At 74.8% G+C, this 18,397-nt stretch carries 15 protein-coding genes and 2 pseudogenes; 6 read left to right on the plus strand and 11 right to left on the minus strand.

The window, feature by feature from the left end:
• Positions 1 to 238: S1 family peptidase (locus EAO77_RS19680; protein ID WP_410088607.1), on the plus strand; the 238-nt coding region annotated here is incomplete at its 5' end.
• On the opposite strand, the pseudogene EAO77_RS19685 reads toward EAO77_RS19680, so the two are convergent.
• Positions 128 to 1,339: pseudogene (locus EAO77_RS19685) on the minus strand (S1 family peptidase); the annotation flags it as partial. The gene EAO77_RS19680 and the pseudogene EAO77_RS19685 sit on opposite strands and share 111 nt — an antisense overlap.
• 143 nt (positions 1,340 to 1,482) lie before the next feature.
• On the opposite strand from EAO77_RS19685, the gene EAO77_RS38705 reads away from it, so the two are divergent.
• The gene (locus EAO77_RS38705) at positions 1,483 to 3,351 is read left to right on the plus strand and encodes a serine/threonine-protein kinase (RefSeq protein WP_187283317.1); all 1,869 of its coding nucleotides are present in this window, start codon (positions 1,483 to 1,485) and stop codon (positions 3,349 to 3,351) included.
• Between the two features lie 92 nt (positions 3,352 to 3,443).
• On the plus strand, positions 3,444 to 4,979 hold the full coding sequence (locus EAO77_RS19700) for a substrate-binding domain-containing protein (RefSeq protein ID WP_147989611.1): 1,536 nt from the start codon (positions 3,444 to 3,446) through the stop codon (positions 4,977 to 4,979).
• 131 nt (positions 4,980 to 5,110) lie between these two features.
• On the opposite strand, the gene EAO77_RS19705 is transcribed toward EAO77_RS19700, so the two are convergent.
• Entirely contained in the window at positions 5,111 to 6,913 is a 1,803-nt protein-coding gene (locus EAO77_RS19705) for a serine/threonine-protein kinase (protein ID WP_147989612.1), read from the minus strand.
• Between the two features lie 85 nt (positions 6,914 to 6,998).
• Positions 6,999 to 7,247 carry a hypothetical protein gene (locus tag EAO77_RS19710; RefSeq protein ID WP_147989613.1) on the minus strand — a complete coding sequence of 83 codons (249 nt, stop codon included), beginning with the start codon at positions 7,245 to 7,247 and terminating at the stop codon, positions 6,999 to 7,001.
• A 401-nt stretch (positions 7,248 to 7,648) separates the two neighbouring features.
• On the opposite strand from EAO77_RS19710, the pseudogene EAO77_RS19715 reads away from it, so the two are divergent.
• A pseudogene (locus EAO77_RS19715) lies at positions 7,649 to 8,677 on the plus strand (serine/threonine-protein kinase); the annotation flags it as partial.
• Positions 8,678 to 8,886: 209 nt separating this feature from the next.
• Positions 8,887 to 9,153, plus strand: a complete 267-nt coding sequence (locus EAO77_RS19720) for a WhiB family transcriptional regulator (protein WP_147989614.1) — start codon at positions 8,887 to 8,889, stop codon at positions 9,151 to 9,153.
• A gap of 113 nt (positions 9,154 to 9,266) precedes the next feature.
• On the opposite strand, the gene EAO77_RS19725 is transcribed toward EAO77_RS19720, so the two are convergent.
• From EAO77_RS19725 to EAO77_RS19750, 6 genes are all read right to left on the minus strand, one after another.
• Positions 9,267 to 9,437 carry a hydrophobic protein gene (locus EAO77_RS19725; RefSeq protein WP_147989615.1) on the minus strand — a complete coding sequence of 57 codons (171 nt, stop codon included), beginning with the start codon at positions 9,435 to 9,437 and terminating at the stop codon, positions 9,267 to 9,269.
• An 81-nt stretch (positions 9,438 to 9,518) separates the two neighbouring features.
• Positions 9,519 to 10,523 carry a polyphosphate kinase 2 gene (gene ppk2, locus EAO77_RS19730; protein ID WP_147989616.1) on the minus strand — a complete coding sequence of 335 codons (1,005 nt, stop codon included), beginning with the start codon at positions 10,521 to 10,523 and terminating at the stop codon, positions 9,519 to 9,521.
• A gap of 54 nt (positions 10,524 to 10,577) precedes the next feature.
• The gene (locus tag EAO77_RS19735) at positions 10,578 to 10,895 is read right to left on the minus strand and encodes a hypothetical protein (protein WP_147989617.1); all 318 of its coding nucleotides are present in this window, start codon (positions 10,893 to 10,895) and stop codon (positions 10,578 to 10,580) included.
• A 43-nt stretch (positions 10,896 to 10,938) separates the two neighbouring features.
• Positions 10,939 to 12,996 carry a SpoIIE family protein phosphatase gene (locus EAO77_RS19740; RefSeq protein ID WP_147989618.1) on the minus strand — a complete coding sequence of 686 codons (2,058 nt, stop codon included), beginning with the start codon at positions 12,994 to 12,996 and terminating at the stop codon, positions 10,939 to 10,941.
• 106 nt (positions 12,997 to 13,102) lie between these two features.
• Complete coding sequence (locus EAO77_RS19745; protein WP_147989619.1) at positions 13,103 to 15,142, minus strand: SpoIIE family protein phosphatase; 2,040 nt, start codon at positions 15,140 to 15,142, stop codon at positions 13,103 to 13,105.
• A gap of 199 nt (positions 15,143 to 15,341) precedes the next feature.
• Complete coding sequence (locus EAO77_RS19750) at positions 15,342 to 15,689, minus strand: hypothetical protein (RefSeq protein WP_147989620.1); 348 nt, start codon at positions 15,687 to 15,689, stop codon at positions 15,342 to 15,344.
• 171 nt (positions 15,690 to 15,860) lie between these two features.
• On the opposite strand from EAO77_RS19750, the gene EAO77_RS19755 reads away from it, so the two are divergent.
• The gene (locus EAO77_RS19755; protein ID WP_147989621.1) at positions 15,861 to 16,181 is read left to right on the plus strand and encodes a GNAT family N-acetyltransferase; all 321 of its coding nucleotides are present in this window, start codon (positions 15,861 to 15,863) and stop codon (positions 16,179 to 16,181) included.
• 37 nt (positions 16,182 to 16,218) lie between these two features.
• Here EAO77_RS19755 and EAO77_RS19760 read toward each other — a convergent pair whose 3' ends face one another.
• Positions 16,219 to 17,472, minus strand: a complete 1,254-nt coding sequence (locus EAO77_RS19760) for a cytochrome P450 (RefSeq protein WP_147989622.1) — start codon at positions 17,470 to 17,472, stop codon at positions 16,219 to 16,221.
• 358 nt (positions 17,473 to 17,830) lie between these two features.
• Positions 17,831 to 18,331: a helix-turn-helix domain-containing protein gene (locus EAO77_RS19765; protein ID WP_261994038.1), complete on the minus strand. Its 501-nt coding sequence runs from the start codon at positions 18,329 to 18,331 to the stop codon at positions 17,831 to 17,833.
• Positions 18,332 to 18,397: the final 66 nt, after the last annotated feature.

Below are 18,397 nucleotides of genomic sequence, written 5' to 3' on the forward strand. Positions count from 1 at the left end.
GGTCGTCGGCGCCCAGGTGTTCCGCAGCGGCAGCACCACCGGCCTGCGCACGGGCCGGGTCACCGCGGTGGACGCCACCGTCAACTACCCGGAGGGCACGGTGACCGGTCTGATCGAGACCACCGTCTGCGCCGAGCCCGGCGACAGCGGCGGGCCGCTCTTCTCCGAGGGCCTCGCCCTGGGCGTGACATCCGGCGGCGACGGGGACTGCACGGGCGGCGGTGGCCGGGGGCGGTGACGCGGGGTCCGTCCCGCCGGCCGGGGCGGACGCGGGCGTGATGCCGGAGAGCCGCATGCCGAGGGCCTCCAGCGCCGTGCCCACCGGCTGGAAGTACGTCGTGCCGCCGCCCGTGCAGTCCCCGTCGCCGCCGGATGTCACGCCCAGGGCGAGGCCCTCGGAGAAGAGCGGCCCGCCGCTGTCGCCGGGCTCGGCGCAGACGGTGGTCTCGATCAGACCGGTCACCGTGCCCTCCGGGTAGTTGACGGTGGCGTCCACCGCGGTGACCCGGCCCGTGCGCAGGCCGGTGGTGCTGCCGCTGCGGAACACCTGGGCGCCGACGACCGGCTCGGTGAGCCCCACGATCCGGACTCCCCGTCCGCCCCCGACGGAGACGACGTTGGTGCGGTCCGCCGCGGTGGGGGCCTCGTACCGGACGGCCGAGAAGTCGCTGCCCGGGAAGGAGGACACGACCGTCGTGCCCACCGTGGAGAGGGACTGCTCCCCCGTCGCCCAGGCCGCTCCCTCGGGGCCGCAGTGGCCCGCCGTGAGGAGGTAGGCGTCCCGGCCGTCGGTGACGTTGAAGCCCGCCGAACAGCGGCGCCCGGGGCCGACGATGGGGGCCGCGCCGTTCACCCGGGTGGTGAAGGACCCCCGGGTGCGCTCCATCCGCACCCAGCCGCCTATCGCCTCCGCGAGCGACGACATCCGGGACCAGTCGGCGGCCGTGACGGTGCTGTCGGCACGCACGGTGACCTCGTTGGCGGCGTAGTCCACCGACCACGCGGTGCCGGGCACCCGGGGCGCCGCGCGCAGCGAGGCGAGGGCGGAGCGCAGCCGGTCGGTGCTGTGCCGGACCAGTTCCGGACGGGCGCCCGCCGCCCGCACCTCCCGTGCCGCCGCGGTGTCGGTGACCGCGACCACGGTCCGCCCGTCGGCGGCGGTCCAGCTGCCGGCCGTGCGGTCGGTCCCGAGACGGGTGACGAGGTCGGACGCCCTGACGCCCGGCCCGTTCGCCGGTTCACCGGCCATCGCGCCGGAGGTCATCAGCCCGCCGAGGACCAGACCGCCGACCGCCGCCAGCCGTACCAGCCGCCGAAGGGTGCGTCGTGCGTGCCTCATGCGCGGCCCCTGAGTCGTCCGTTCCGGTGTGCGACGTTCCATACGCGGGGCGGCGGCGCCCTGTTCACGTGAGCCCGGCCGCACTCCGGTGGACGGGCCGTGAAGCCGGCCCCGGTGACGGCCCCCTGTGGAAGGATCGCCGTGTGGATGACCTGACCTCCGACGACCCCACGACGATCGGCCCGTTCCGTCTCATCGGCAGGCTGGGCACCGGTGGCATGGGCCGGGTGTACCTGGCGCGCTCCGAGGGCGGCAGGACCGTGGCCGTCAAGGTGGTGCACGCGCAGCTCGCCGGACAGGACGAGTTCCGCCGCCGGTTCGCCCGCGAGGTGGCCGCGCTGGAGCGGGTCGGCGGCGGGACCGCGCCGGTGATCGCCTCCGACACCGGGGCCGCCTCGCCCTGGGTGGCCCTGACCTACGTGCCGGGCCCCTCGCTGCGCAGCGTGGTCGGCGACGAGTTCGGACCGCTGCCCGCGGCCACCGTGCTGGCGCTGGCGAGCAGACTCGCGGGGGCGCTCGCGCACATCCACGCGGCCGGCCTGGTCCACCGCGACCTCAAGCCGTCCAACATCCTGCTGACCGTCGACGGACCCGTCGTCATCGACTTCGGCATCGCCCGCGCGGTGGACACCGTGACCGACGGCGGGCTGACGGGGACGGGGGCGGTCGTCGGCTCGCCGGGCTTCATGTCGCCCGAGCAGGTGCGCGGCGAGAAGCTGTCGCCCGCCTCGGACGTCTTCTGCCTCGGCGCGGTCCTGGCGTACGCGGCGACGGGCGTGGCGCCGTTCGGCTCGGTCGACAGCGGGGCCCACGCCACCATGTTCCGCATCGCGCACGACGAACCGGACCTGGACGGCCTGCCGGAGGAGCTCGGTCCGCTGGTCCGCGCCTGCCTCGACAAGGACCCGGCCCGCCGGCCGCCGGCCTCCGTGCTCGCCGCCGGAGAGCAGGGCCCGCCGGGGGCCTGGCTGCCCGCCGACGTCCTCGCGGGCCTCGGCCGCAGTGCCGCCCGGGTGCTGGACGCGGACACCCCGGTGCCCGGTGGCGCCGGGACCGCGTCCCTCACCGGTTCCGGCGGGCCGGCCACCGGCACCGGCACCACGTCCCGCCGCCGGCGTCTTTCCGTGCTCGCCGCCGCCCTGGCCGTGGTGGTGCTCGGGGGCGGCACGGCCGCCGTCGTCTGGCAGCAGCGCGACAGGGACCCGGGGCGCACCTCCGGCGGTGCCGCCTCCACCGGCAAGGGCGGCGACGCCACCCGCCCCTCCGGAGACGTGCCGCAGGCGTTCATCGGCGCCTGGGAGGGTGTGCTCGCCGGCACCGCCGACGTCCCCAAGTCCACCGGCCGGATCGAGATCGGCCAGGGCCGCCGGGGCGAGAAGACGGCCGTGTACGCCACCGTGACCGGCGAGCGGCTGTGCATGGGCCGCTCGGTGCTGCTGTCGGCGGACGCCGACCGGATCGTCTTCGGCGAGAGCGATGTGACGGTCAGCGTGCCGGGGAAGGAGTGCACCCCGGCCGCTCACCAGACCCTCACCGTCCGCTCCCCCGACGTCCTGGAGTGGACGTCGGGCGCGGTGACGGCGACGTTCCGCAGGGCGCCCACGGGGCCCGAGGTGATCCCGGCGAAGTTCCTCGGCGAGTGGCTGGAGGACGAGTCGGGTCCGCAGTGGGACGGCGGCCAGGCCGATCTCTTCGAACGCCGGCTGACGGTCACCCAGGGCCCGGTCGGCTCCTCGGTCGTCCGCTTCGAGTCAGAACTGCCGAGGACCGACGAGGAGACCGGCGAACCGACCGGCGGCAGCTTCCACTGCGCCTCCACGGCGGTCCTGGCGGGCGCCGGCGGTCTGCTGGTGCTGGGCCCGCCGGTCGCCGACGAGAAGGTGTCGGACGCCGAGTGCTGGGGCGACGGCAGCTCCCAGAACCTGCGGATCGCGCAGTACGGCGGCAAGGAACGACTGCTCTCCTACGGGATGGGCGCGGACGGCGAGCCCGGTGTGTACCTCCGCGACTGACTCGCCCCGGCCCCGCTGAACAGCAGCCGAACACCCGGCGACAACACGGACGTCGGCGTACCAGCGGCCGGAAACCGCCCTACCGTTGCGCCGTGGAGTGGCTGAGTCCCGAGAACGTCGTCGCCGTCACCACCGCCCTGCTCGGCGTGCTCGTCTCCTGCGGCGTGCTCTGGTACGAGCGCCGGGTGCCGCGCCGCCGGCGCATCGGCTACCGCGTCCAGATGGACACCGCCATCGGCAGCAGCGTCCGTGCCGGGCGGCCCAACTTCCGCCTCGGACTGTTCAACGAGGCTCCGGAGATGGCCGACGCCACCCTCGTCCTGCTGCGCATCGAGAACGACGGGTCGCAGAGCATCGCCGGCGACGACTACACCGGCCGCGAGATCCACGGCCTGAGCGCCGAGTTCACCGGCCGTACCGTGCGCGCCATAGCGGTCACCCAGCCGCGCGGCGCCGAGCATCTGATGGACCACTTCACCGCGGCGGCCGGCATGCGCCACAGCGGGGCCGTGATCCACCTGCCCCGGGTCCCCCTCAATCAGGGGCAGCACTTCAAGCTGCTCGTGCTGCTGACCGGAGGCCCGGTCGGCGGCGACATCACGGTCACCGGAGGCATCAGGGACGGCGACGTCCTGCCCAACCGGGCCGTTCCCACCGACGAGCGGCTTCCCCTCTTCAGCCGGGCGGCCCGGCTGGTGACGGTGCTGCTCACGGTCTGCGTGGTGGCCCTCGCCACGATCATCGTCGCCCGCGACGACGACCGTCCGCCCATGGGCTGCGCCACCGGCACCGTGACGCTGACCGGCTCGACCGCCTTCGAACCGGTCCTCACGGAGCTGGCGGAGAAGTACGAGAAGGACTGCGAGGGCTCGACCGTCGAGGTCGACGCCCACGGCAGCAACGCCGGCATCCGGGCCCTGGCCGACGCGGGCGCAGCCGCGAAGGGCGGCTCCCCCGCGGTGATCGCCCTCGCGGACGGCCCGAAGCCGGGCGGCCACCCCGCGCTGCGCGAACACCGCGTCGCCGTCTCCGTCTTCACCCTGGTGGTCAACGACGCCGTCCCGCTCAGGGACCTCTCGCTGGACGACGTCCGCCGTCTCTACCGGGGCGAGATCACCAACTGGCGCCAGCTCGACGGCGTCACCGACCTGCCCGTGCGCCTGGTCAGCCGGGACGCCAACTCCGGCACCCGCGAGGTCCTCCAGCGCCGCGTCCTGCACCGCAACGAGCCGGCCAACTCCTCGCGCGACTGCGTCACCAAGGACGATCCCGACGCCCCCGTCGTCCGCTGCGAACTGGACAGCACCCGGCAGGTGCTGGCCGCCGTCGCCGGACACGAAGGCGCCATCGGCTACAGCGAACTGCGCGCGGGCGACGACCTGCCGGGTCTCCACCGGCTGACGATCGACGGGGAGGCGCCCTCGGTGGACACCATCGACACCGGCGACTACCCGTACCGGGAGATCGAGTACGCCTACACCTACGGCCGGCCGCCGGCCGACTCACTGGTGTCCAGTTTCCTCGCCTACATGAGCCGCGGCGGCGGACAGGACGTGATCACCACCCACGGCCATCTCCCCTGCGCGACGCCCAGAGGGCTGCGGATCTGCGGCGAGGACAGTCCTTGAGCCGGCGCCCGCACCGCGTCACCGCCGGGCGCGGCCCGGGCGTCCCCCTGCGCCGACGCGCGTGCGGGGGGACGAGGAACCGGTGATCCGGTGGTCCGGCTCCGCTGACCGCCGGACGGTACGGCGGGGGCTCAGTCCTCGTCGTTGGGCATCACCTTGAGGACCTTGCCCTTGTGGTCGGCGGAGATGTAGCCGCTCTGGCTGTGGTCGTTGGTGAGGTAGGCCGACATGCCCTTCGGGTCGCCGAAGGTCGGATCGGCGCCCTCGACGAGGAGGTACCGCAGGCTGACGTCCGGCACGTTGAGTTCCTTGTCCGCGCGCTCGAAGAGGGCGGGTACGGCGTCCCAGTCGAAGTCGTCGACGTCGAAGGCGCTCTCCATGGGCGTCACGGACCCGCTGATGATGCCCTTCTCCGCGCCCTTCCCCGGACGGTAGGTCCAGGAGTCGTGCCGTGAGTTGCTGCCGTCGAGCATCACCTCGGCGGAGACGTACTCCGGGTAGACGCTCAGGCTGCACAACCGGTCCGTGCCGGTCGCCTTCTTGAGCGCCGCCACCGCCGTCCGGATGCCCTCGGGCGTCAGCAGGTTCACGGTGGCGTCACCCTGCTCCCCGCCGCCCCCGGAGCCCCCCGAGCCGCCGGGCGGGTCGGCCGCCGGCGAGGCGGACGGCGTACGGGACCCGGTCGCCGTCGGCCCCGGCTTCGCACCCGTGCCGCCGCCGGGGTCGTCCCCGGGGAGGAACCGCCACAGCAGGACGCCCGCGATCACCGTCGAGGCGAGCGAGGCGGCGACGACGATCCGCGTGACGCGCCGCCGGGTCCGCTCCGCCCGGGCGTCCCGCCCGTCGCCGGCGGCGGTGATCCGCAGCGCACGGTCGTGCAGGTCCCCGCCGGGCACCGCGTCCCGCACGGAGTGCGGGCCCCCGAACGGCGCCGCCGGCCCGGTCGGCCACCCCGTGGCCGCGGGGTGCCCGCCGGTCCGCTGCCCCGCCGGGCCGGACTGCGGCCCGGACTGCGGGTCGGCCGGGCGGACGGGCGGGGCCAGGTGGAACGACGTCGTGTCGCCGTCGCCCGCCGCGTGCGGCGCCGGGGTCCGCCCGGCCGCCGCTTCGGCGAGCATCGCGTCCACGGCGTCCGGCAGGGGCCGGGCCGCCGGGTCCTTCGCCAGCATCGCGACGAGCGCCGGGGCGAGCACACCGGCTCGCCGGGGCGGCGGCAACTCCTCGTTCAGGACGGCCGCGAGGGTCGCGAGCGTGCTGCCCCTGCGGAGCGGATGGTCGCCCTCGACGGCGACGTACAGCATCATCGCCAGCGACCACAGGTCCGCCTCGGGACCGCCGTCGCCGCCCGCGATCCGCTCCGGGGCCATGTAGTCCGGCGTGCCGATGATGGAGCCGGTCGCGGTCAGGGCGGTCGACTCACGGATGGCGGCGATGCCGAAGTCGGTGAGCACGGGACGCCCGTCGGGCCGCAGCAGGACGTTCGCCGGCTTCACGTCGCGGTGCTGGATCCCCACGGCGTGCGCGGCGCGCAGCGCGGCGAACACCTCACGGCCGAGCAGGGCCGCCTCGCGGGGCTCCATCGGGCCGCGGGCGAGCCGGTCGGCGAGCGAGCCGCCGGTGACGAGCTCCATCACCAGCCAGGGGTAGACATGTTCGCCGCCGTCGACGACATGGTGGATGGTGACGACGTTCGGGTGGTCGACGCGCGCCAGCGCCCGCGCCTCCCGCAGGACGCGGGCCCGCAGCAGCGCGGCGGCCGGGGGGTCGTACTCGGCGAGCCCCGGATCCGGCGGCCGGACCTCCTTCAGCGCGACGGCCCGGTCCAGCACCACGTCCCGCGCCCGCCACACCATGCCCATGCCGCCACCGCCGAGCCGTGCCTGCAGCTCGAACCGGCCGTCGATCACCCGTCTGCCGGGCTCCCCCTCGCTCATGGCACGGGAGCCTACGAGACGACGGTGACAGCGTCACCGCCCCTCCCGTACCGGCCGGTCACAAAGCGCGAGCGCGCCGGGGGCCTCAGTCGAGGGCGTCCGCGACCGGGCCCCACCCCCCGGGGCCCAGGTCCGGAACGTCGTCCGGGAGGGCCTGCCCGAGCCGGGCACGCTCGCGTGCGCGCCGCAGTCCGCGGAGCTCGAACAGCAGCCAGACCACGGCCACGACGGCGATCGCGCCACCGCCGGTGTCACCGAAGGCGGGCCAGGTCATGAAGGCGGCGGTGGCCCCGGCCGCCGCCGTCGCGGCGAGGACGGTTCGTATGGTTCGCATGATGTCCGGTGGGACCACCGGGAGGCCCGGAGGGTTGTGCCCGGGGCCCGGAGCGCCGCACGGCGGGGGCACCGACGCCCGGAGCGCCGCACGGCGGGGCCACCGGCACCGCGCGGTCCGGCCGGTCACTCCCGAGCGGTCCGCGCCGGCCGCCGGAGCGGCCGCCGCGGACCTGCCCCTCGGGGCTTCCAGCGTCCTGCGTCCGGTCCGCCCTCGCGAGTCGATCTCCGGCCCGGGCGGTCACCGTCACGGCGGGCGTGGCGCGAGCCGCCCGCGCCGCGCCCGGCCGCACCCCCGCCGCGGTGACCTGTGCCGGAGTGCGCAGGTCACGAGCCGGATACAGAAGTTCCCGATACGGCGACAGCCGCCACCTCGCGCCGGTGCTGTGCGAGGATCGGCGCGTGGATGAGCTGACACATGACGATCCGTCACATATCGGCCCCTACCGGCTTCTTGCCCGACTCGGTGCGGGCGGCATGGGTGAGGTCTACCTGGCGCGCTCGGCCGGGGGCCGCACCGTCGCGGTGAAACTCGTCCGCTCCGAGCTGGCCTCGGAGCCCGAGTTCCGCAGGCGTTTCGCCCAGGAGATCGCCTCCGCGCGGCGTGTGGGCGGCGAATGGACGGCGCCCGTGCTGGACGCGGACACGGACGCGGCCGCACCGTGGGTCGCCACCGGGTACGTGCCGGGCCCCTCGCTGCACGCGGTGATCGCGGGCCGCCCCGAGCCGCTGCCCGAGCGCTCCGTGCTCATCCTCGCCAACCGGCTCGCCCAGGCGCTCACGGCCGTCCACGGGGCCGGGCTGATCCACCGCGATCTCAAGCCCGCGAACATCCTGGTGACCATCGACGGCCCGCGGGTCATCGACTTCGGCATCGCCCGCGCGCTGGACGCGGTGACGGCCGACGGCAAGCTGACGCGCACCGGCGCGGTGATCGGCTCCCCCGGTTACATGTCGCCCGAGCAGGTGCGCGGCGAGGCGCTCACCCCGGCGAGCGACGTCTTCTCGCTCGGCTCGGTGCTGGCCTTCGCCGCGACGAGGCGGCAGCCGTTCGGATCGCCGGACAGCGGGATGCACGCGGTGATGTACCGGATCGCGCAGGAGCCGCCGGAGCTGTCGGGCCTCCCGGACGCCCTCGCCGGACTCGTGGGCGCCTGCCTGGCGAAGGAGCCCGCCGACCGGCCGTCACCGGCCGAGCTGGTCGAGCGGACCGCCGCCGTCGCGGCGGGCGCGGACACCGAGCCGTGGCTGCCGTCCGGTCTGATCGCGGAGCTGGGCCGCCAGGCGGCGCTGTTGCTGGACTCCGAGGCACCCGGCACCCGGATCGTCCCGCCCGCGCGGCCGGTGGCGACCCACGGTGCGGCCGCGTCCGTGTCCGCGTCCAGCACGGGCGCCGTCCATTCGCCGCCCACACGCCGCGCGCCTCAAACACGATCGCAGGCAATCCGGATGATTCGGTTCCTGACCGCGGAGTGCCCCGCCCCGGCCCGCCCGGGGCGGGGCACTCCGCGGTCAGGAACCGAATCATCCGGATTGCCTGCGATCGTGTTTGAGGCCCGCCTGTGCGGTCACGCGAGGAAGGAGCGCGTCCTGAGGGTGACGCGATGTCACGACATCAACTGCCAAGGGAGTGAAGCCATATGACCGACTGGCGCATCGAGGCGGCATGCCGGGACGTCGACCCGGAACTGTTCTTCCCCGTGGGTGGAAGCGGACCTGCGCTGCTCCAGATCAAGGCGGCGAAGGAGATCTGCCGTGGCTGCCCCGTCCGCGAGAGGTGCCTGGACTGGGCCGTCCGCGAGCACCAGGACTTCGGTGTGTGGGGCGGACTCGACGAGAACGAGCGCCGTGCGCTCCGCCGCCGGCAGGCCCGGCGCGCGAAGGCCGCCGAACAGGGCGCCCGTTGAGACGCCCGCGCCATGGACGGACGGCTTGTGACGCGCGGGAGCGGCCGCCCCGGACGAAGGTCCGGAGGCGGCCGCCCCATGCCGTCCTCGCCGGCTGACCGCTGCGAGCCGGGCTACCAGCGGTACCAGCGGCCGCGGCGGCCGCCCGTGCCCGCGGGCCGGACGACGAAGCCGAGCAGCCAGAGCACGACCACGATCACCGCGAGCCACCACAGTGCCTTGAGCGCGAAGCCCGCGCCGAAGAGAAGAAGCGCGAGAAGCAGGACCAGAAGAACGGGAACCATGTCGTATCAACCTCCGACGACCCGTCTGCCCCCTCCCGGGTCGCACATGCACGCGAGCCGTGCCCGCCGCCGCCCCGCGGCTCAGCCCGCCGGCGGCTCCGGATGCTCCCCGGGGTGCCCGAGATCGCGGTTCGCCAGCGGCGTCGGCGACAGCGACGTGCTCTCCTCACCCGGCTCCAGCAGGGTGTCCGCCGGACCGACGATCAGCGGATCCGGCCGGCCCACCACACCGGGATCCTTGCTCGTGTAGTCCAGGCGCCAGAGCAGGCTGCGCATGGCCTCCAGCCGTCCGCGCTTCTTGTCGTTGTTCTTCACGACCGTCCAGGGCGCGTGCGGGGTGTCGGTCGCCCGGAACATGTCCACCTTCGCCCGCGTGTAGGCGTCCCACAGGTCCAGCGACGCCAGGTCCGTCGGCGACAGCTTCCACTGCCGGACGGGATCCACCTGCCGGATCGCGAACCGGGTGCGCTGTTCGGCGCGGGACACCGAGAACCAGTACTTCACCAGCACGATCCCGTCGTCCGTCAGCAACTCCTCGAACAGCGGCGCCTGGCGCAGGAACGTCAGGTACTGATCCTCCGTGCAGAAGCCCATCACCCGCTCCACACCGGCCCGGTTGTACCAGGACCGGTCGAAGAAGACGATCTCTCCGGCGGCCGGCAAATGTCCCACGTAGCGCTGGAAGTACCACTGGCCGGCCTCCCGGTCGGTCGGCTTCTCCAGGGCGACGACCCGGGCGCCGCGGGGGTTGAGCCGCTCGGTGAACCGCTGGATCGTGCCGCCCTTGCCCGCCGCGTCACGCCCTTCGCACAGCACGACGACCCGCTGCCCGGTCTCCTTCACCCACTTCTGCAGCTTCAGCAGCTCGATCTGGAGCAGCCGCTTCTCCGCCTCGTACTCCCGGCGCCTCAGCTTCCGGTCGTAGGGGTAGTTCTCGCGCCAGGAGCGGATCGGGCGGCCCTGTTCGTCCAGCAGGACGGGTCGCCCCGGCTGCCGGCTGTCGATCGTCAGACCGTCGAGCAGTTCGTGGTCGTCCGCGAGCAGTTCGCCGGCATCGCCGGGCAGTTCGTTGTCTTCGTCCGTCACGACGTCATCTCTACCTCACCTGCGCCCGGCGATGTGCAGCTCCGCCGTCCGCGTTCAGAACGGCGGCTCGTCGGAGCCGGTGATCAGCAGCACCCCGGTGCCGAAGAAACGGCGGTTCACGACGAACGCCGCCGTCCGCCCGTCCGGCATCACCAGGGCCCTGTCCTCCGCCTCCATCACCTTCCAGGCGGCGCTCTCGCCGCCCGCCACGTCGATGCTGCCGTTCCAGTCCGTCAGCCCGTCCGCGATGTCCACGGCCCGCTCGGCCGCGCTCTCCTCACGGCTGTCCTCCGCCCAGGAGTGCAGCTCCGCCGCGGCCGTGTACTCCACACCGCCCGCGGTCACCGTCACATCGCCCTGAAAGTCGGCCATGCCTCCAGTGTGCCCTCCCCGGACGCGGCGCGCGGCCCGCGGCTCAGGACGGCAGCGGGACCTCGGCCCAGATCGTCTTGCCCTGCCCGGTGTACCGGGTTCCCCAGGCGGAGGCGAGCTGGGAGACGATGAACAGCCCGCGGCCGCCCTCGTCCACCGTCTGCGCGTGCCGCAGATGCGGGGCGCTCGGGCTCGTGTCGTGGACCTCGCAGGTCAGCGACGAGGTACGGATCAGCCGCAGGGTCACCGGAGCCGTCCCGTGACGCACCGCGTTCGTCACCAGCTCGCTCACCACCAGCTCCACGGTCCCGACGGTCTCGTCCGGCAGCCGCCAGGCCGTGAGCTGCTCCCGGGCCAGCGCGCGTGCGGCCCCCGGGTCGCGCAGATCGTGCGCCAGCTCCCAGGTCGCCTGCTGCTCGGAGGCGAAGGAACCGGTCCTGGCGAGGAGGACGACGGCGCCGTCGAGTTCGGGGGCGGGGAAGTTGTAGACGAGCGCGTCGCACAGGGCCCGCAGCGGGCGGTCCGGTGGCGTGAGCACCTCGCTCAGCGGCCGGGTGCCCGGTTTGTCGAGCAGGACGCGGCTCCCGCTGTACAGCGCGACGAGCGAGCCGGGTTCCAGCACGGCGGACAGGGTGCCGAACGGCGCGCGGTCGGACGAGGCCAGCGCGGGCCCCTCCGGCACGTTCAGCGTGGCGGTCCGCCCGTCGGGGGCCACGACCACCGGGACGGGGTGTCCGGACCGTGCCATCGTGCAGCGGCGGCTGAAGGGGTCGTAGACCGCGTAGAGACAGGCCGCCTCCAGCGGATCGGACGGGCCGTCGCCCACGGGCAGGGCGTGCCGTTCGCGGTCCAGGACCCGTGCGGTGTCGTTCAGGCGCGCCAGCAGCTCGTCGGGTTCGAGGTCGAGCGCGGCCAGCGTCTGGACGGCCGTGCGCAGCTGTCCCATCACCGCCGCCGTGTGGATTCCGTGGCCCTTCACCTGGCCGACGACCAGCGCGGTCCGCGCCCCCGACAGCGGGATGGTGTCGAACCAGCACCCGCTGTTGCGTCCGGGCAGATAGGCGTGGACGGCCTCCACGGCGACCAGGGCGCGGGACTCCGCGTCCGGCGGGAGGAGTCTGCGCTGCACCGTGGAGGCGATCGTGTGCTCCCGCTGGTAGCGCCGCGCGTTGTCGATGGAGACGGCCGTGTGGGTGGCCAGCGTGGTCGCGAAGGAGACGTCCTCCTGCGTGTAGGCGGGGTTCCCGCCGCGCCGGTACAGGCTGAGCAGCCCGAGGACGGTCCCGCGCAGTGTCAGCGGGAGGACGATCAGCGAGTGGGAGCCGTACTCCGCGATGGAGCGGGCGCGCGGGGGGTCGCCGGCCAGCCAGCCGCTGTCGGGCCCGACCTCCAGCAGCCGGGGACGCAGGTCGGACAGGGCGAGGCTGTACGGCGAGGGATGCGGCATGCTGCGCACGTCCCCGACGGGGTGCGCCGGCTCGCCGTCGTCGGGACCGGCGAACGCGGTCCGCCGCAGCGGGGTGTCCCGCCCGAGCGGCCCCGAAGGCGCCTCGGCGCCCCGCAGCACCTCGTCGACGATCTCGACGACGGCGATGTCGGCGAAGCCGGGCACCACCGCCTGCACCAGGTCCTCGCAGGTCGCGGCCAGATCGAGCGACTGGCCCACCCGCCGGCGCACGGCGTCCAGCGACGCCGCCCGGGCTCTGGCGCACTCCTGCTCGGTGACGTCGGCGACGAGGACGGCGATGCCGGTCGGCGGCTCCGCCGGGTCCCCGAGGGGGTGGAAGGACATCGAGTACGTGCGCGTCCCCTCCCGCTCCTGCGCGAGGGCCCGGCGTCCGCGGAGATGCCGGTGGAGGTGCGCCTGCCGGCGGAGCACTCCGGCCAGCAGCTCCTCCATCTCCGCCCGCCCGCCGCCGACGGGATAGACCTCGGCGAAGTGCCGGCCGAGGAGGAACTCCTCGTCGGCGGCCGCCGACGAGGAGTCGCGGGGGGAGTCGGCGCGGACGATGCGCAGCTTGTCGTCGAGCGCGTACAGCCGGACGCCGGTCCCGCCGGACAGGGCGTCCAGCAGCACGGAGTCGAGAGGGTCCACGGTCACTTGTCCACCGCCCTTCGGGGCACGGGTCGCGTACGGCGGGACCGGGTGCCCAACCTAGCCCGGCCGCCCTGGTCGCGCCTGCCGGGAGCCCGCGGCCCGCGGGGCGTCATGACGTCCGGCGGACGGCGAGCAGGGCCACGTCGTCGATGCGGCCCGGGTCGTCGCGCAGGGTGAGGAAGTCCGTCAGCGCCGTCAGGTCGATGTCCCCGGCGCCCCGGCTCCAGTCGAGGATGCCGTCCATCATGGCGCGCACGCTCACGTCGATGTCGGCGTCCCTGCGTTCGACGAGGCCGTCGGTGAAGAGCAGCAGCGTGTCCAGGGGATCGAGCAGGGAGGCGGTCGTCGGATAGCGGGCCGAGGGGTCCACCCCCAGCGGCGGACCGCCGGCCAGTTCCAGCTCGCTGACGCTCTCCGCGCGCACCCGCAGGGGGTGCGGATGGCCGGCCCGGGCGCCCCGCAGGACGCCGTCGGCCGGGCTGAGGACGAGGTAGGCGCAGGTCGCGAACCGGTCCGTGTCGAGGTCGCACAGCACACGGTTGACCTTGCCGAGCAGGGCGCCGGGGGCCAGGCCGGACTCGGCGCACGCGCGCAGCGCCACCCGCAGCTGCCCCATGACCGCCGAGGCGTGGGCGTCATGGCCCTGGACGTCCCCGATGACCAGGGCTGCCGTGCCGTCGTCCAGCGGGAGGACGTCGTACCAGTCCCCGCCGATGCGCATGCCACGGGTGCCGGGCAGGTACCGGGACTGCGCGCTGAGACTCGGCAGCGCGGGCAGCCGCCGCGGCAGCATCGCCTGCTGCAGGTCGGTGGCGCGCTGGTGCTGGGTGTCGAACAGCCGTGCGCGCTCCAGCGTCTGGGTGAGGATGACGGCCACGGCCGTGAAGAAGGTGCGCTCCGCGGCGTCGAACAGCCGCGGGCCGGCGAACGAGATCAGACAGGCGCCCGTGGCATGGTCGGCGGAGCCCAGCGACAGCACCACCCACGAGCGCGACGGCAGCTCGCCGACGAGAGCGAGACCCGGCACACCGTGCTCGCCGTGCCGCGCCAGGTCCTCGATGAACAGCGGCTCCTCCTGCGTCGCCGCGAACGCCATCACGTCCTGCGCGGGCACCCGCAGATGCTCCAGGGCGGGAGCGATGCGGCTCTCGCCGACGATCTCCAGATGGCCGCCCTCCATGATGCCGAGCAGCAGGTTCTCCGCCCCGAGCGCGGGCCGTGCCAGATCCGTCATGACCCGGGTGACGTCCTGGACCGTGACCGCCTTGGACAGGGCCCGGGTCAGCGTGAAGAGGAGGGAGTTGCGGGACCGGTCGGCCTCCGCGCCCGAGCCGCGGCCGGAGGCGGGGAGGTCGGCGCCGGCCTCGTAGACCACCCCGAGCGCCCGTGCCGGGCGGCCCTGGTCGTCGAGGAGGACGCGGCCGCACTCGGTGACGTGGTGCACGCTGTCGTCGGGGTGGATGACCCGGTACTGGAGGCGGTAGCGGCCCGGATCGCCGGTGGCACCCGCTCCCAGCGGTGTGATGGCGGCTTCCGTGACCTGGGCGATCGCCGCCTGGAGCACGGGGACGTCCTCCGGGTGCAGCAGGGCGAAGAAGGTGTCGCCCCGGCCGTCGAAGCGCTTCGGGTCCACCCCGTAGACGGCGCAGGTCCGTTCGTCCCAGAAGACGTTGTCCGCCGAGAAGTCCCAGGCGAAGACCCCCGCGGCGGCGGCCTCCAGGGCCGCCGCGAGGGGGCCCGTCCGGGTCTGGTGCCACAGTCCGAGGGCGCAGCTCTCGGCCAGCAGGGCGAGCCCGTCGGGGACGGCCCCGCCGGCCCCGGCGCCGTCGCCCTCCGGCTCCAGGGCGGCGCCGAGCGCGCCGCACACCTCGTCGTCGACGGTCAGCGGCACCACCAGGGTCCGCCCCTCGGGGCCGTCCACCAGCCGCGGCTTCCCGGTCCGCACGGCCTCGCGTGCCGCCGCGGCGAGGGCGTCGTCGCCCGGGGCGGTCGGGGGAAACGCCTCCAGCGCGGTTGCGCGCCCGACGTAGAGGCGGGTGCGCGCGGCGGGCAGGCCGCCGTCGGCGGTCAGCGCGCCGAGCATCTCCAGCGGGTCCCGGGCCCGCAGGACGCGTGTCACCCGGCGCATGAGGTCCGAGGGGTCCGCCATGTGCGTGCCCTGCCCTTTCCGCCACCGGATTGCCAAACAGCAGACGGTGCGAATTCTACATAACGGGCATGTCGCCGCAGAGTCGTCCCAGGGGACCACGGCCTCGCCGGGCGGACCCCCCGCCCCCGCAGGGCGGGCGCGGGGGGTCCGCCCGCGCCGGGTCAGGCCGCCCGCGCCGGGTCAGGCCGCCCGCGCCGGGTCAGGCCGCCGGCGCCGGGGAGTCCGCGTCCAGTTCCCAGGCGTGGCGCTTGAACTCCTTCAGGAAGTCCGGGTGGTCCTCCCAGTTGCGGGCCACACCGCGCAGCACGTCCCAGTTGTGCTCCAGCGCCTGGTCGACGACGGCCCGGGTCGCCGGGTCGGCGTCGTCACGGCCGGCCGCGACGCCCCTGACCGCCGCCGCGGCGCGCACGGTGTTGAGGAGGGCACGCAGGGCACGCGAGGTGTCGTCCATCCCGAAGCCGTGGTCGCTGCCGGTCTCCGCGTCGAACAGCGGCCGCAGCCGCGCCTCGACGAACGCGCTGATGCGCTCGAAGTGCTGGATGTCCATGGTGGTGCTCCGCCTTCCGTGGGCGGCCCGCGTGTGCGCGCGACCCGTCGTGCGATCTCGTCCCGGTGCGCCCGGAACCCGGTGCGCGTCGCACCGGGCGACCCGCATGGGCCATGATGCTGCACGGCGCCCGGTGATCATCGACGGGGCTCGTGAGCAGCAGGAGGAACCATGGACATCCGTGTCGGCGACAGTCCGCAGCGGTCGCGCTTCGAGATCTTCGCGGACGAGGAGCAGGCGGGATTCGCCGAGTACCACCGGTACGAGGACGAGATCGCCTTCATCCACACCGAGATCGACCCGCGGTTCGAAGGACGCGGACTCGCCGGCCGGCTCGCGCGGGAGGCCCTCGACACGGCCCGCGCGCAGGGCCTGGCCGTGCTGCCCTACTGCCCGTTCTTCCGGGGCTGGATCTCCAAGCACCCCGAGTACGCGGACCTCGTGCCCGCCGCGCAGCACGAGCGTTTCGGACTGACGGCCGCTCAGGCCTGACGCGGGGCGGGGGAGGGGCGCAGCGCGGGGCCGCTCCTCACCCCCGTGCCCCGGCCCGCACGTCCACCCGCAGCGGCGCCCGGAACGAGAGCAGACCCAGCATCGGTGCGCCGCCGTCCGCCAGGGACAGGTCCGGCAGCCTGCGGGCCGCCGCGCGCAGGGCGACCGCCGCCTCGGTGCGGGCCAGGGAGGCGCCGGGGCAGCGGTGGCGGCCGGCGCCGAACGCCAGATGGTGACGCACCTCGGGACGGTGGGGGCACATGCGTCCGGGCTCCGGGAAGACCTCCGGGTCCGATCCGCTGCCCATGAGCATCAGCAGCAGCTGCGCGCCGGCGGGCACGCGGGTGCCGCCGACGACGGACGGCCGCGCGGCGAGACGGCGCCAGGTCGTCACCGGGGGTTCGCGGCGCAGCACCTCCTCCACCCAGCCCTCGGCGAGTTGGTCCTCGTGCGCGAGCCGCGGCCACAGCCCCGGTTCGGCGAGCGCCCGGCGCAGCACGGTCGAGATCAGCTGGCCCGTGGTGGACTGGCCGGCGACGAAGACGAAGAAGCACGCGGCGACCACGGTGGCCGTGTCCACCGGCTCCCCGCCGGGGCCCCGGTGCCGGGTGAGCGCCCCGATGAACGTGTCCGGCGCCGCGACCCGGGCATCGTGCACCGCCGAGGTCAGCCACGTGTGGAAGGCGCCCGCCGAGGCGGCGAGTTCGAGCTGGCGCTCCGGCGAGGGGCGCCCCCAGAACAGTTCCAGGGACGCGTCGCTCCAGCGGATCAGGGTGGCCGGGTCGATGCCCGTGATCCCCAGCAGGTCCATCAGGACCCGGCACGGCAGCACCTGGGCGAAGCCCGTGAAGAGCTCGCACGCACCGGTCTCGCGCAGCTGCGCGGCGGCCGACTCCAGCAGTTCGTCGCCGATGCGTCCGATCACCGGCACCGCGGCCGCGACCCGCGCCGCGTTGAAGAACCGGGTCACCACGCGGCGCAGCCCCGGATGGCTGTCCGTGCCGTTGTTGGCGAGCGCGGGCGGCAGGGTGAACCCGGCCCGGGCGAGGACCCGCAGCGTGGCGGTGGGCAGACGGGTGACGGCGTGCTGGGCGTTGTCGGGGCGGAAGGCGGCGGTGTCGAGGAGCACCTGCCGGATGTCCGCGTGCCGGCTGACCAGCCACAGCCCGGTGCCGTGGTCGAGGTGCACCGGCGCCTCGGCGCGCAGGGCGTCCAGCCACGGGTGGGGGTCGCCCACGAAGTCGTCGCCGAACAGGTCGAGCGTGCCGAGTGCGTCGCGGAGTTCTGGCATACCTGGTCCGGTGAGGGGCGAAGAGGGACGGGAAGGCCGCCCCGTCCGGTGCCCGACCGGCGGCGGGAAGCCGCGGGCAGACGCTAACACGGCTCGCGCGCGGGGGATGTGGGCCGCGTCACCCCCTCCCCGCGCCCGTCGTCCGAGGGGCGCGGGCCCGCCCGCACGGCTGTCGGAAACGGACACGGCTGTTCCCGACGCACGTCTGATGACCTGCGGCGACGTGCGTGACACCGTCTCATCGACGTCCCGTACCCGGCCGTTCCCGGAGGTGTGCCATGAGCCCCGACCGCCCTCCGGGGACACCGCTCGGGCCCCGCGGCGTCCGCGCCGTCGCACCTCGGGCACGCGGTTCCTCTCACGCACCGCCCGTGCCGTCGCCCGCCGACAGCCGCACCGCGTACAGGGCGAGTTGGGCGCGGAAGCGGTCCCCCGGGTCGCGCAGGCGCCAACCGAGCCCCTTCTCCACCCGGGCCAGCCGCGCGGCGACCGAACTGTGGTGCAGATGGAGTTCGGCTGCCGCCTGCCGCAGCGTGCCCGTACGGCAGAACGCGGCCAGCGCCGCCAGGAGTTCGCCGCCCTGCCCGCCCCGGCCGCCGTCCACCAGCGCGGCGAGCCGACGCACGTCCGCCTGCGCACGCAGCCGCTCCACCGGGATGTCCGCCAGCAGGGCGACCGGCCCCAGCTCGTCGTGGTCCGCCACCGCGCCGCCGGGCGGGCCCGCCGCGGCGAACCGCAGCGCCGCGCGCGCCTCGGCCCGGGTGGAGAAGGGGCTCGGTTGGCGCCTGCGCGACCCGGGGGACCGCTTCCGCGCCCAACTCGCCCTGTACGCGGTGCGGCTGTCGGCGGGCGACGGCACGGGCGGTGCGTGAGAGGAACCGCGTGCCCGAGGTGCGACGGCGCGGACGCCGCGGGGCCCGAGCGG

Source organism: Streptomyces sp. T39 (genome assembly GCF_008042045.1).
In the GTDB taxonomy this organism is placed as follows: domain Bacteria; phylum Actinomycetota; class Actinomycetes; order Streptomycetales; family Streptomycetaceae; genus Streptomyces.

Excerpts from the sequence above, each read along its gene's own strand:
- EAO77_RS19760 (WP_147989622.1), bottom strand. The coding sequence starts at position 17,472 with ATGCCAGAACTCCGCGACGCACTCGGCACGCTCGACCTGTTCGGCGAC.
- EAO77_RS19735 (WP_147989617.1), bottom strand. The coding sequence starts at position 10,895 with ATGGCCGACTTTCAGGGCGATGTGACGGTGACCGCGGGCGGTGTGGAG.
- EAO77_RS19720 (WP_147989614.1), top strand. The coding sequence starts at position 8,887 with ATGACCGACTGGCGCATCGAGGCGGCATGCCGGGACGTCGACCCGGAA.
- EAO77_RS19745 (WP_147989619.1), bottom strand. The coding sequence starts at position 15,142 with ATGGCGGACCCCTCGGACCTCATGCGCCGGGTGACACGCGTCCTGCGG.
- EAO77_RS19750 (WP_147989620.1), bottom strand. The coding sequence starts at position 15,689 with ATGGACATCCAGCACTTCGAGCGCATCAGCGCGTTCGTCGAGGCGCGG.
- EAO77_RS19705 (WP_147989612.1), bottom strand. The coding sequence starts at position 6,913 with ATGAGCGAGGGGGAGCCCGGCAGACGGGTGATCGACGGCCGGTTCGAG.
- EAO77_RS19710 (WP_147989613.1), bottom strand. The coding sequence starts at position 7,247 with ATGCGAACCATACGAACCGTCCTCGCCGCGACGGCGGCGGCCGGGGCC.
- EAO77_RS19725 (WP_147989615.1), bottom strand. The coding sequence starts at position 9,437 with ATGGTTCCCGTTCTTCTGGTCCTGCTTCTCGCGCTTCTTCTCTTCGGC.
- EAO77_RS19755 (WP_147989621.1), top strand. The coding sequence starts at position 15,861 with ATGGACATCCGTGTCGGCGACAGTCCGCAGCGGTCGCGCTTCGAGATC.